This is a genomic window from Paenibacillus sp. FSL M7-0420 (genome assembly GCF_038002345.1).
In the GTDB taxonomy this organism is placed as follows: Bacteria; Bacillota; Bacilli; order Paenibacillales; family Paenibacillaceae; genus Paenibacillus_AQ.
This window is the reverse complement of record NZ_JBBOCJ010000001.1, coordinates 2,290,503-2,304,654: the sequence shown is the minus strand read 5'-3', so window position 1 is coordinate 2,304,654 and position 14,152 is coordinate 2,290,503. Positions and strand designations below refer to the sequence as shown.

Sequence of the window (14,152 nt, the reverse complement as noted above, 5' to 3'; positions counted from 1 at the left end):
TCTGCCCCCAAATAGCAAAGGGGTGTCCCCAGCCGTTTCCGGCTTACGGGACACCCGCTTCCATGCAGTTTACGCTTACTCTTTGACGGCGCCGAGCACGATTCCGCTGACGAAATACCGCTGCAGAAACGGATAAATCAGCATGATCGGGATCATCGAGACCATCACCTTGGCCGCATTGAGCAGCTGGCTCGACATATTCGACAGACGCTTGATCTCTTCCGGGTCGGTAGTGTTCATGATCGAATTCACGCTGATAATCAATTGCTGGATATACGTTTGCAGCGGCCAATTCTCCTTGTGGTTCATCAGGATCATCCCGTCAAAAAACGCATTCCAGTGGCCGACGACCGAGAACAGGGTGACTGTCGCCAGTGAGGGCAGGGAGATGGGGATATAAATCGTCACCAGCGTTCTCCACGCCCCCGCCCCATCCATCCCGGCAGCCTCCTCCAGCTCCTTCGGAACGCCCTTGAAGAAGTTCATCAGCAGAATCACATTAAATACCGGAACGGCGGTAGGCAGCACAAGCGCCCAGATGGAATCGAGCAGCCCGTACGTATTGATCGTCATATACCACGGGATCAGCCCGCCGTTGAACAGCATGCAGAAGATCACGAACCACATATAGATATTTCTGCCCGGAAAATGTTTGTTCGATTTCGATAAAGGATAGGCCATCAGCACCGTAACCAGCAGATTGATGGCTCCTCCGAGCAGTACCCTTTGTACAGATACGCCAAAGGAAGTGAAGAAGCTCCGGTCACTGATGACCGACTTATAGGCCTCCAGATTGAAATCAACCGGCCAGAAGAAGACCTGCCCCGACATGGCCGCCACCTTGCCGCTGAACGAAATAGCCAGGGTATTCAGTACGGGGGCCAAGGAGAGAAAAGCAATCACGGTTAGAATAGAATAAATCACAATATCAACAGTCCGGCTGGTTCCTCGGATCACAGCAAATCACCTCTGTCAGAAAATACGGTAGTTGGCAAACCGGGCAGCCAGACCATAGGAAGCGGCAATCAGCACAAAGCTTACGACCGATTTGAGCAGGCCTACCGCTGTTGCCAGTCCATACTGGATTTCAAGCAATCCTGAACGGTATACATAAGTATCAATGATATCCCCCGACTCATAGACAATCGGATTATACAGGTTGAGAATCTGCTCGAAGCCCGCATTCAGCACATTGCCGAGGCTTAAGGTCGCCAGCAGAATCACCGTGGTCATCAGGCCCGGAATCGTAATATTGGTTAACCGCTGGAACCGGTTCGCTCCATCAATGGCGGCAGCTTCGTACAGATTGGTGTTGATGGAAGTCAGGGCAGCGATATAGATGATCGTATTGAAGCCGAATTCCTTCCATACATCACTCGATACGATCACAAAGCGGAACCAGTGATTGCTCTGGAGGAACATAACCGGATCGCCGCCGAACCACTGGATCATCTGATTGATAATGCCGTCCAGACTAAGCAGGTTAATCAGCACTCCTGAGAGAATGACCCAGGACATGAAATGGGGCAGGTACACAATCGTTTGGATGGTGCGCTTGAATTTAATATTCGCCACTTCATGGAACAGCAGTGCAAATACAAAGGGAACGGTCAGTCCGGCAATGATCTTCATCAGTGCAATGCTCAGGGTGTTGCCGAGAATCAGCCTGCTGTCCGGCAGGCTGAACATATACTCGAAATTCTCCCAGCCCACCCATTCAGAGTGGAAGATGCCCAGCGTAGGCTGAAAGTCCTGAAAGGCAATCACAATTCCGAACATCGGAACTACACTGAATGCTATAAGCAGCAATATGCCGGGGAGCAGCATCAGGTGGTAATTCCAGATGGAAGCTCTGCTTCTCATGGTGACTCAACTGCCTCAGCAACCTCTTTGGTGATTTCTTCCCCTCCGATGCTCTTCCAGGTCTCCACGAACTTGTCGAATTCTTCAAGGGGAGAAGTGCCGGTAATGATTTTCAAAAAGGTCTCGTTTTCGAGTTTTTCCAGATTGGCTCCCTTTTTAAGCATCGCTTCTGTCTTGCCGTAGAACACAGGCTCCACCTTCACAATTTCTTTTGCTCCGGTGATGGAGGCGGCAGTATAGAAGGCCAGTGAATCGGCATAGGCGGGAATATCCTTTTTCGGATTTTCATTATTCTTCAAGACCGCCTTGACTCTCGGCAGGATGCGGGCCGGCAGATCGTCCAGCTTCTTGTCCTTAATCGCCTTCTCATAGATCGGCACATCGCGTGCCAGGGAATCCTGATAATCCAGCTGTACATTAATCGGATAATTGAGCCAGCCTACACCCAGATCCTTGTACAGCTCCTGTGCTGCCGGGTCAATCAGGCGGATGCCTTCATACTCCACGCTGAGCATTTTCAAGGCGGCTTCGGGATGCTCCGCCTTCTTGTTCACCACCATGAAGGTTCCCGACGGCGTGGATGGTACGATATTCCGTTTGCCGTCTCCGTCCAGCGGCACAGCCAGCGGCACCCAATCCGCTTCCGGGTTGGCCTTCACCGCATCAGACAACGCCCAGCCTCCGAACCAGGGGGCAAACAGGATACCGGCCCGGCCGCTTGACACCAGCCCGGCATTATCCTCGTATTTCCGGGTCAAGAACTCTTTGTCAATCAATCCGTCCGCGTACATCGCTCTCAGCTCAGAGAGCGCCTGCTTGGTCTCTGGAGTCGTGGAGCCGTAGAAGATGTTTCCTCCCTCATCCTTGAACCAGTTCTTCGGATAGGCATGATTGGCATTAAAGATCGGATCGAAGGTGAAGAAGCCGCCGTCTGCGACCACACTTTTGTCGCCCAGCAGACCAACGGTATCCGCTTTCCCGTTACCGTCAGGGTCCTGCTCCTTGAACGCCTTAATCACAGTCTTCACTTCATCCATGGTACGGGGGGTCTCAAGCTTCAGCTTGTTCAACCAGTCCTGGCGTATCCACAGGAGCTGATAATTGCCGTCGATGTTGGTATTGGGCAGCGCCATCAGCTTGCCGTCGATTCTTCCGGTATTCAGCACCCGGTCTCCCGTGTAGGAGTTGTAATAATCCTTAATCAGCGGCGAGGCATATTGATCGAATACTTCGGTCAGATCGGCCAGCATACCCGCTTTGGCCATTCTCTTGAACTGCTGTTCATCCACCACCAGAATGTCAGGCAGGGAATTGCTTGAGATCGCCAGGGTAACCTTCTGGTTATACGCATCCTGGTCTTCCACCGAGAAATCGTATTTCACCTTTACATTCAGGCGGTCCTCAACATATTTCAGATACTTGTTATTCTCCAGCGTATCTCCTGCCGGCAGGTTGTTCCCCGATACCCCCTGTCTCCCCAGAGACACGGTAACGGGTTCTTCATATTTGCTGAAGGGTCCATCATCCTCCTTGGCGGCGGCGGATGGTTCATTGCCTCCGGCATTCGTGGATTCACTGCCGGCGGGCGCAGCAACCTTCTCCTCCTTAGAACTGCTGCCGCAGGCTGCCAGCACTCCCAGCATCATCACCATGGACAGCAGCACTGCCATAACACGAATTTTCTTCAATCTCATAGATGCCCCTCCCAAACTTTGTTATAAAACGCTTTCATGCTTACAGTTAAATTGTAGATTAGCGTGGAAGGGAGCGAAATCCCAAATTCTTTGGATACGCGTCAATTAATTTGGAAGTAAAAAGCACCCGCAGGTGCTCTCCAAGAAGTCGTACTATTATCCGTTCAGTATTTCACGATATTTCTGCGGACTGATGCCGTAATATTTTTTAAAGGTCTGGCAGAAGTAGGAGGAGCTCCAGTAGCCGGCATGTTCAGCGATATCGACGATTTTCATATTGGTGCTGTCCAGTAGATGCCGTGCCCGTTCCAGACGCTGCTGAGTGATGAATTTGATCAGGCTCTGCCCGGTTTCTTTCTTGAACAAATGGCTCAGGTAGCTGGGATTGAGCGATACGCGTCCGGCGATAACCTCCAGACTGATATCCTCCCTGAAATCCTTCTCCACAATCCGGATGACCTGCTGGACAATATGACGTTTGCTCTCATCGGGAGGGCTGTTGTCCGGTTCTATTTCCGAGAGCGCCTGCAGCAGCACTTGCTTCACCCCGAGAATCGAATCGCTTTTGAAGATACGCTCTACCGTTCGCTGGAAATCCGCCTTCTGCCTGCGTGACGATTGTTCAAACGCATTCCGCACCAGGTCCGAACAGAGATACTTGACATAGATTGCAGAAGATCCGCCGTTCCGGCTCAAGTGGCTGAACAGAAGCTCAATGCTTTTGGCAGCGCCTGCATATTCCCCATGGTGAATGAATTGGTTGATATCGGCCATCAGCGTCTCGGTGCTGACAAGCTCCGGGACACGGCCTGCCAGATCATCTCCGGCAAACAGCACCACCGTATCCTCAAAAAAGAATTTGTAGTCCAGCGTCTGCTCCATCTGCTCATAACACGCTGAAATCCCCTGCCAATCGGAGATCACGGGGCTGTATACGATGCAGCAATGCCGGTAAAAGCGTTCCGCGATCCGATCCGCCAGCGCTTCCCCCATCTCCCTGATCCTCTTCTGTCCGCCGCTGCCTGGGCAAGGGACCATAAGCACACTTTGATATTCATTCAGGTTCAGCAGCTCATATTCACCGGCTGCAAGCTGCTCTGCCGCTTGCTCAAATGCCTCGTAGCTGCGGTCAAAGAAACGCTCCTTGAAATCAATCAGCAGCAGAGCGGCCGGCTGCCCTCCGAACGGCAGAGCAGCATCATCCGCGATCACCTGAACCCCGTTCAGCACATCGGTCAGCCACTTCTCCCTCTCATACTCCAGGCCCTTGTGATACCCCTGCATCATCTCGGCAGTGCGGCGCTGCTGGGTGGCCTTATCTGCGCATTTCTGTATCACGCCTGACATCACCCCGGCGAACTCCTCGATATCAATCGGCTTCAGCAGATAACTGGAAGCATTGGTATAGAGCGCCCGGCGGGCATAGTCAAATTCCCCGTAAGCACTGTAGATAATAATTTCCAGAGAGGGCTGCGCCAGGCTGGCCTGCTCCGCCAGCTCCAGTCCGCCCATGAAGGGCATCTTGATATCTGTGAGCAGGATGTCCACCGGGTTCAGACGAAGAGACTCCAGCGCCTTCTCCCCGTTCTCCGCTTCGATAACATGCAGCTCGTAGTTCATGTCAGCGATCAGCCCCCGGATGCCGTCCCGTTCAATTTTCTCATCATCCACGATCAATATGGTAAACATAGAGTTCCCTCCTGATGTCTGATAGAATCATAAGCAAACGTTATCCATTCATTGAAGCCTACACCATGAGGAGGTCCCGCCATGCGCCTTGCGTACCGTAAAGCCAATGCACTTTTGAATCAGCATATCTCAAATGTCAGTGACGGACAAACCTCATTTCATATTCATTACTGGGGCTTCATGCCGAATCATTATAATAATTCCCTGCACCGCCATTCTTTTTTTGAAGTCTGTTATGTCCAGCAAGGCACCGGCTCTTACCAGGATGACGATGCGCTCTTCCCCCTGGAGCCGGGAACCCTGTTCTGCTCGCGTCCGGGCATCTGGCACCAGATCCGCAGTGAGCAGGGGCTGGTCCTGTTCTTCATTGCCTTTGAAATCGACGAAGCTCTAAGCTCTGCGGCCGGCCGCAAGCCGTTTCAGGATCTCGCCGCCGGAGGGCAGGCCATAGCCCCGCATGAGGCCGCCGCACTCTCTGCCCGAATCTGGCGGACTCTCTTCAGCCTTGCAGAGAGCGAAGCGGCGGTGTCCCGGCTGCCGATGAACCATCTGGCGCTTGCCCTGCTGCATTCCTTCCCGCAGGCGTTCTCCCCCGAACCCCATCTGCAGGCCGGGGCGATCAAGGAGGACAGCGGGGAGCACCGCCATTTGGAGCGGGCGAGGCGCTATATCCGCGACAATTTGTCCTCCCCGCTGCACATGGCCCAAGTGGCCCTGGAACTGGATATCTCTCCGCGTCATCTGTCGAGGATTTTCCAGGCCTGCCTGGGCCAGACTTTCGTCCATTATATTCAGGAACGAAGAATCCAACAAGCCAAGGATTGGCTGCTGCACACCGACTTGCCCATCAAAGACATCGCCGAGCGCTGCGGCTTCGAGTCTGTGCACTATTTCACCCGCGTATTCACCAAGCAGCTTGGTGTCTCCCCCGCCCGGTTCCGCAGGTCGCAGTTTGCAGACGGAAGACAGAACCTGAGCTAATCATCACCAAATGTCCGGATTGTACAAAAAATCAGACACCGTATTCAAAGATAATCCCGCACGGACTCCTTACAATGGTGGTAGACCCTTAGAAGGAGTGAGTTTCCCCATGTTTGTTAAACGACCGGTCAACCTTGTACGCAGCCCCATTTCTGTTCCTCAGAACGGCATACCCTTGGCTGCTCCTCCCGCAGTGCTCCGGGAAGGCTATTCTGCGATTACCGCTTCCCTGCTTCAGCTCGCCAGTGTGAAGGGAAGCGGCACGCTGTATGTTGCTTTTGACGGAACCCACGGCGCCCCGTTTCAAGCCGTTCTGCAGCGGGCAGTGGAAGCGCTTGAGCAAGCGGGTCATTCCGTGTCCCTCATAGGCTCGGGCAGCTATCTCAAGTCAGGCGAAGAGCTGCGGGAGTTTTTTGCCGCCAATATTACGGATAACCGCGCCTTCGGCTATTTCACTGATGGTAGCATAGAGGATTATTTCCGGGCCGGGGCCAGGGCAGACGCTGCCCGCAGGCTGGATGAGGCAGAGCAGGGCGCGGATTCGGCTGCATTCTGTATAGTTTTTGGCCCGGGAGCTTACTGGCTTGGAGAGGGACGGTTCGATCTTGCCTGCTATCTGGATGTCTCGCGTGAATACCAGCAGGCCGGCCACCGGCAGGAGCTGCTGAGTTTCGGCCTTAACTGGAACCGGGATGCGGTGGAGAAATATAAAATCGCCCTGTTCGTGGAATGGCCTATTCTCGAAACCTACCGCAAACACATCCTGGATCAAATGGACTACTACATCGACCTGAATCAGCCCAAGCAGCCAGTCATGACTGCCGTGCCGTCCCTGCGCCGGATGATCTCGGATATTGCCGGGTCACCGCTGCGGGTGAAGCCTTTTTATGCACCGGGGGTGTGGGGCGGGCAATTCCTCAAACAGCTGGCCGATCTGCCGGAGGATTGGGTGAACTGCGCCTGGAGCTTCGAGCCGATTGCCCCCGAGAATTCCATTCTTGTAGGGTATGAAGGCAAAGAGATGGAAATTCCTTTTCTGCTGGTCATGCAGCAGGAGCATCCAGCGATTCTGGGGGAACGTCTGACCGGCTTATTCGGAGATTATTTCCCGATCCGCTTCAACTATCTGGACACGATGGACGGAGACAATCTGTCCTGCCAGGTCCACCCTACCCAGGACTATATCCGCAGCCGGTTCAATGAATTCATGGCCCAGCAGGAATCCTATTACATCATGGAGCAGCAGGGGGATTCCAGGGTCTATCTGGGACTGACTGAAGACTGCACACCTGAGCAGTTCCGCCATGAGGTTCAGAAGGCTCAGGAGACAGGCATCCCGCTGCCGCTGACTGATTATGTCAACCGTTATGCGTCCCGGAAGGGCGAGCTGTTCCTGATCCCGCCCGGAACCGTTCATTCCGCAGGCAAAGATAATCTGGTGCTGGAGATTTCCTCGACCACCTGGTGGTTCACCTTCAAAATCTATGATTTTCTGCGCAAGGATCTGGACGGCAAACCCCGGCCGATCAACATCGACTTCGCCTTCGACAATATTGACTTCACTCAGAAGACCGCCCGGGTTGAAGATCAGCTTATGCCTTCGCCGGTGCTTCTGCAGCAGCAAGGGGAGAATGAAGAGTATGTGCTGGGACAGCGCGATGATCTGCTGTTCTATGTCCACCGTGTTCACCTGAAGGATACCTGGAAAGACGATACACGCGGCGAAATGACCATGTATAACCTCGTTGAAGGAGAGGGCGTGCGGATTGTGTCTGCTGAGGACGAGGCGGTGTATGTGGAGCTGCATTATGCGGAATCGTATATTCTCCCGGCTGTACTAGGGGAATACACCATCGTCAATACCGGTTCCGGCCCCTGCAAGCTAATCAAGGCCGGTGTCTCCGCAGCATGGGATGTGAGTCTCCTTGAGCCGTAATATCGTACTCGCGCTGGATGTGGGCGGAACTTTTATTAAGACCTGCGTGCTGGAGGACGGCCTTCCGCTGCAAGGCAGTGACATGGAATTCCCCGCCCTGGCTGACCGGGACCGGGAAACGATCCTTGACCATTTCAGATCTATCTTTCAGGCCCAGTACGACCTGTATCAGCACCAACGCCGGGACACTGTAACGGAGTGCCGCTATCATATCGGGATGGCTTTTCCCGGCCCGTTCGATTACAGGCAGGGGATCTGCCTGATCCGGGGGCTTGCCAAATTCGAGGCGATCTACGGGCTGAATCTGGGCCAAGCCTTACGCGCACGCTGGCACACTGGCACCTCCGGTGAGGCCGGCCCGCTGCCGGACATGGATATCCGCTTCGAGAATGACGCACGCCTGTTTGCGCTGGGAGTCAGCGCCGAATTCCCGCGTGAGCGGTTCATGGCCTTGACGCTAGGAACCGGCCTCGGTTCCGCCTTCATCGACAGCTCCCGGATCATGGAATCCGGACCGGGCATCCCGCCGGACGGCTGGCTGTATGACCAGCCTTATCTTGACGGCAGGGCGGATGATTGGTTCTCCAGAAGAGGCATCCTGAAGCTGGCCCGTGAAGCCGGGATTGGGGAGGCGGGGCTTCCGGGAGCAGACATGGATGTGAAGGAGCTTGCCCATGAAGCCAGAGAGGGGAATGCTGCCGCGCGCGGGGTATTCACCGAATTCGGAGCCCGGCTCGGGGAGCTGCTCCAGCCTTACGTAGACGGCTACCGGCCGGACTTCATCATGCTGGGCGGGCAAATCTCCCGAAGCCATGACCTGTTCGGGCCTGCTCTGCTGGACCGCCTGCGGAGGCCTTCCTCCCCCGCCTTGACCGTCCGCACGGCAGAGCATGTTCTCGCCTATACCTTCCGGGGCATTGCGCGGATGTTCGGCGAGGGATAGGCGGGGGCATCATCACGTTTCGTTAATGCACCCTGGTAGCGCGTCAGATTTAAACTGATGGACGAGGCGCTATGCTGCCTGAAGGACACAGGAGTGGAGCCAACCCCTTCAGGTGACTTTTTCTGCCATTCCCAGGCGGCCAGCTCCTCCACCATTCCCAGATGAAGACGGAAGTTGTTCCTTAAGGGCATTTAACCCAGCGTAACGGACTGAGGCGCGCTTATTCCGGATGAAGGCACCACTTGTTGAAAGTAACGGACCCCATGGGTCTTATTCATGGAATTTCTACTCCTAGACCTCTCATCGAGAGACGATAAAGGCTCCTCAGTCCGCTAACCCGTAAAAGGTGGCCTTTTCCCGGGAATAGGGTCTCTCAGGTCCGTTAGGAGCAACCTCAAACGGCCGGTGCAGCTTCGTTATATGAAACCACAGAGATTTGCCCGTATTCACAGAATTACATCTGATACTACAATAATGTACATACTCCAACTATTCCCCGTATCCGTTACAAACAGAAATAGTTGGAGCTTTTCCGGCAACCGCTAATGATTGATGAAGCTGACGGAGTGAACCCTAAGGAGAGCCTTCCCTGAACCTGGCCGGAGTGACTCCATGGTAATTACGAAACGTCTGGATAAAATAGGTAGAGCTTCTGTAGCCCAGCTTCTTATAAATATCAACAATCTTCATATTCGTTGTATTCAGCAGCTCGACGGCTTTGTCCATTCTCACCTGCGTGATGTACCGGATGAGACTTTGACCTGTCTCCTTCTTGAACAAATAACTGAGGTAACTGGGTGTCAAATAGACCCTCTCCGCAATGCCCTCCAAAGAGAGATCCTGATCGTACTCCTTGTCGATTAAATCTGTAATGGTCCGGATCAGCTTGAGATTGGCGGACCTCTTTGGGCTGGCTCCGCTGCCGGTTTCCATGAGGGACAGGATCGCAAACATATGATCCTTCAGATCCTGAAGAGATACGGTCTTATGAATTTGGTCCAAGTAATGATTCATTTCCGCAGGCTCATGGTTTTTCTCTCTCGTCACCACCTTTTTCATAATTTCCGAACAGATGAACTTGGTGTACAGAGACGAGAATTGCCCCTTGGTTCTCAGGTAGGTGAACAGCAGCTCTATACTGTATTTCGTACCGGTAAAATCGTTATACTCCAGACACTGGTAGACCTTATCCAGAATCGGATTCAATTCGATCTCGTCAAAGCCCGCTTGCTCAAAGGGTTCATCGGCAAATAGAAGGGTATACTCATCCATGAAAAACTTGAATTCCAGCATCTGCTCCATCTCGGTATAGGCATCATATAACTGCTGCGGCTGATTCACCGCTCTGCCGATCACCAGACCCACATTCAGCTCCAGGCTCCCGGCGGCGGCGCGGATAAGCTGATCTCCAAGCAGCCGCAGCGTCTCTTTGGGGAGAGGACAGGGGTGCTTGACGAACAGCATACTCTGGTGCTCGCTCAAGTTGACATAATCGAAGGCGTAGCTGAGGTTATCGTGTAACAGCCTAATGAATTCATCGTTGTGAATATCAAAAAACTTCCGGCGGCAATCCACCAGAATCATATGCAGCCAATGCTTGTGTTGGACATATTCCAGCAGTTCGGGGGACATCCATGCCTCCGTATTTATTTTCACTCCGTTTAGGGAGTCCAGCAGCATTTTTTCCTTCTCATACAGAAGTCCCCGGTTATATCCCTCCACCAGTTGTTCGTTCCGCAATTTCTCTGCCGCTTTGTCTTCGCAGGCCTGAACCGCCTCATTCACCACACTGAGAAACTCCGGGATATGAACCGGCTTGAGCAAATAATTCGATATGTTGGTCCGCAAGGCTCTTCTCGCATATTCAAACTCATGGTAAGCGCTGAAGATGATCATTTCAATATCCAGACCCAGGCTGCTAACCTTCTCCGACAACTCCAGCCCATCCATAAAGGGCATCTTGATATCCGTAATCAGAATATCAATCCTGTGCTTCCCGATGATCTCCAGCGCAATCTCGCCATTCGCCGCCAGGATGGTCTCCACTTCCGGATAGTGTTCCTGTATTAATTGCTGAATGCCCTCTCTCTCAATGCGTTCGTCGTCCACAATCAGAATACGGTACACAGCGCACGCCTCCCCTTTTTACACAAGGCTCATTTCTATATAGAGTGTGGTGCCAAATTCTCCTCCGTCACTTTTCCCTGTCCGTATATTTTCAAGTTCAATCTATAAATAAAACGCCCTTAAGATATGAACTTGAAGCTTCATCGTCACTGCGGTGAACATTTGGACTTCCGGCCGCTGTTGTCCCCAGATTTCTTGATTTATTCCGCTCTTCGCGGTGGAAATCCGGTGACAAAGGCGGTCGCTACCGCTCCTACAGTTCCAAATTTCCCCTTCGCTTCTTTTGCTTTTTGTTAATTTCTTTTAGTGCTTCTTACATAGCTTGAAGCCTATAAATTAGACAAAAAAAGGGCTTCTCTATAAAAGATTCAGCCCTTCTAATGTCCGCCGGAATTTATGTGGTTCTGAATGCAACCGTGCCTGCATTGGCGCTGTGGCACAACTGAATAGCTTGCTCTGCCGTACCCGCTTCGCTTCCCCATTGCAGCATATAGCGAAATTCGTAGAAGCCCCCGAGGGTGGCCTTGAAGTTCGTCTCCCAGTAATTGGTCAGTACCCAGGCATATAACGACTTGTGAGCGCCCTCTTCCTGCTGGCCCTGCACGAGTCTTGGGCCGTATTCCAGAGGTCCGGTCTGCATCAGCGGCGTATCCGGGGTGGCAATGGACAGCCCGCCTTGAGGGGATATCACCGCAAGCCCTTCCTGAATACAATAGAAATCTGTACAGGTGCCCGGGATCTGATCTACTCCCGGCCTTAGGACAGCCCCGGCCTTCTCGAACCACAGCTCACTGCTGCCGCCTGCACTAAAGGGGAGGGCGACGTACACATTCTCCGGGTCCCACACGCTATCCTTGTGGATGCGGACGGAGACATCGACTCGCTTCCGGTCCTTGAACACCTTCAGGAATAACGAATAGTGGCTCATCCCTTGAACCTGATATTTCAATTCAATGATGCCGTACACCGGACCGTTCGTTATTTCCTTCACGCCTGAGAGGACACCCTCCGAACGCTCCACATTCATGCCTTTGCGGTTCCTGCCCATGATTCTCCGAACGGTCATCTGGTCGTCACCGCCGCCGGGGGTCACTTCATACACCGGAGTGAAGGCTCCGTGAGCCTGACGGGGATCAATGAATTCCTGGCCTGTTTGTGTATCCATCCAGGAGACGATGCCTTCTCCGGCTCTCCACGCAATTCGTACGTAAGGCGATTCTATGTGGTTTTCCGTGATGAACAGCCGCGGAGTCTCCTCCTGCACAGGAGGGAAGATATCGCGGATATCATGAATCCGGTCGGCTCCCCGCAAGCGGGTGCTGCTCGTCGTCACCGGGACGGTCTTCGAAGCTTCCCGGATACTGAACCGCTTCTCTTCCTTCGCGCCCAGCTTGACCATGACCGCAATCTGGTATCCCCTGCTTACCTTCTCCTGCTGATGGTGGACCACTTCTCCGCTCTGCTCATCGACCACCTCAAGCCCCTGCCGGAAATAATCCGCTTCCCACTGCTCCTCCAGATAGAAATGAGCCAGATCCTCTACGGGGTAATCGAAGGAATTGATTACTTTATAGGTGAATGCCCGGTCTGCCCGCAGCAGCACATCGCCCCGCGCCTTCAGTACCGTATCCAGCGAGGCATGAACGAGTCTGCTGGCATTGGCGGCATACGCCTCTTTGCGGACGGCAAGCTCCTGCACCATGATGTGCCAGGGCTCCGAGATGGAGGAATGATATCCCCAGGTATGCTCGGCATACATCATTAATTGCTGCTCTGCCTGGGCAATATCGCTTGACGCCGCCAGCTTGCGCTCCGGGTCCAGCCGCTTGACGACGTCAAGGGTTCGCTGGGCATTCCTGAAGATCTGGGTGTGCATCGCGGTTGAAGCCACACCATCGGACCACCAGTCCGGCCAGTCACCGCTATAGACAGGAATCTCGGCCTCCTGCTGCCGCAACAGGTCGAAGTACCGGTTAAGCGTTGTCATTTCAAGCTCAACACGGTCCCCGTGCTTCTGATTCCATTCCTTGATGAAGGTCATGATTCCGGGATTCGGCGCCGAGTTATCCCGCAGCAGCCCCATGACGTTCACCAATACGAAATCGTAGGGATACTGCTCCTTCTCCAGCTGATCCAGATAGCGGGCAATGCGGGTCTCGGCCAGCTTCCAGTGATCTTTAGAGATCCCCCATACCGGGTCTTCGTCTTTGATGGTATAAGATAATGCCCCATCCGGATTGATCCCCAGATCATTCCCCATCATGTAATGCTCACCGCTCCACACCAGCAGGCGGTTGCCTTTGGGCGTCTCCCAATAAAAGGGGAATTGCTTGCGCCCGATGGCAAACATTCCATGATGCGTGTGGATACTGGACAGCAAATTCTCGACTCCTGCGTCTGCCAAAGCCTGTGCATAGCCCCAGCTGTATCCGTTAACATCCGCAGTCATGGCCGACTTCACTTGAAGCCCCAGCGGCCGGGCGAATTGCCCAGCCCGTGCAAGCATACTGCCCAGCAGCTCGAAATTAATCAGTTCCGTCATATTCAAGTAGGTGCCCGATAGCTCAATATCCCCGCGTCTGAGCGCGGCTGCAAATTGTTCCTTCTCCTCTTCCGTGGCTTCCTCCAAGAATTTCTCCACGGCCCAGAAGGTTTCGCAGGTCCATTTAAAGCCCGCCCATTCCTTACGGTCCTCCGTCTGAGCCGCCTCACAGATCGCAATGGCCTGCCTGATAAAGTCCACGTGATATTGCTCAATCTTCTCTTGCCGCTCGGTGTAGCCAATATCCGTATGGGAATGATGAATCACATAAATCGTCCATTTCTTCTTGTTGTTCATGCTTGATTCTCCAATCAATATGGCATTTTATTTTTCACATTTCCATTATATCCAGCAGGCCAAATGGAAGGATATCCTAC

The 14,152-nt window shown here is 53.3% G+C and carries 9 protein-coding genes; 3 read left to right on the top strand and 6 right to left on the bottom strand.

What is annotated here, in order from left to right; genetic code table 11:
* Positions 1-75 precede the first annotated feature (75 nt).
* From MKX51_RS09605 to MKX51_RS09590, 4 genes are all read right to left on the bottom strand, one after another.
* On the bottom strand, positions 76-957 hold the full coding sequence (locus MKX51_RS09605; protein WP_340992195.1) for a carbohydrate ABC transporter permease: 882 nt from the start codon (positions 955-957) through the stop codon (positions 76-78).
* 15 nt (positions 958-972) lie between these two features.
* Positions 973-1,863, bottom strand: a complete 891-nt coding sequence (locus MKX51_RS09600; protein ID WP_340941995.1) for an ABC transporter permease — start codon at positions 1,861-1,863, stop codon at positions 973-975.
* The gene (locus MKX51_RS09595) at positions 1,860-3,557 is read right to left on the bottom strand and encodes an extracellular solute-binding protein (protein ID WP_340992194.1); all 1,698 of its coding nucleotides are present in this window, start codon (positions 3,555-3,557) and stop codon (positions 1,860-1,862) included. The genes MKX51_RS09600 and MKX51_RS09595 overlap by 4 nt, the downstream gene beginning before the upstream one ends.
* A gap of 156 nt (positions 3,558-3,713) precedes the next feature.
* Complete coding sequence (locus MKX51_RS09590; RefSeq protein ID WP_340992193.1) at positions 3,714-5,246, bottom strand: response regulator transcription factor; 1,533 nt, start codon at positions 5,244-5,246, stop codon at positions 3,714-3,716.
* A gap of 81 nt (positions 5,247-5,327) precedes the next feature.
* Between MKX51_RS09590 and MKX51_RS09585 the strand changes: the two genes are divergently transcribed.
* The 3 genes from MKX51_RS09585 to MKX51_RS09575 all read left to right on the top strand — a co-directional run bounded on the left by MKX51_RS09585 (position 5,328) and on the right by MKX51_RS09575 (position 9,106).
* A complete protein-coding gene (locus MKX51_RS09585) occupies positions 5,328-6,227 on the top strand; it encodes an AraC family transcriptional regulator (protein ID WP_340992192.1) in 900 nt (299 codons plus the stop codon).
* A 109-nt stretch (positions 6,228-6,336) separates the two neighbouring features.
* Positions 6,337-8,163 carry a class I mannose-6-phosphate isomerase gene (locus MKX51_RS09580; protein WP_340992191.1) on the top strand — a complete coding sequence of 609 codons (1,827 nt, stop codon included), beginning with the start codon at positions 6,337-6,339 and terminating at the stop codon, positions 8,161-8,163.
* Positions 8,153-9,106, top strand: a complete 954-nt coding sequence (locus MKX51_RS09575; protein ID WP_340992190.1) for an ROK family protein — start codon at positions 8,153-8,155, stop codon at positions 9,104-9,106. Before MKX51_RS09580 ends, MKX51_RS09575 begins: the two co-directional genes overlap by 11 nt.
* A gap of 573 nt (positions 9,107-9,679) precedes the next feature.
* Here MKX51_RS09575 and MKX51_RS09570 read toward each other — a convergent pair.
* Both MKX51_RS09570 and MKX51_RS09565 read right to left on the bottom strand, forming a co-directional pair.
* Positions 9,680-11,233, bottom strand: a complete 1,554-nt coding sequence (locus MKX51_RS09570; RefSeq protein WP_340992189.1) for a response regulator transcription factor — start codon at positions 11,231-11,233, stop codon at positions 9,680-9,682.
* A gap of 394 nt (positions 11,234-11,627) precedes the next feature.
* Positions 11,628-14,072 carry a glycoside hydrolase family 38 N-terminal domain-containing protein gene (locus MKX51_RS09565; protein ID WP_340992188.1) on the bottom strand — a complete coding sequence of 815 codons (2,445 nt, stop codon included), beginning with the start codon at positions 14,070-14,072 and terminating at the stop codon, positions 11,628-11,630.
* Positions 14,073-14,152: the final 80 nt, after the last annotated feature.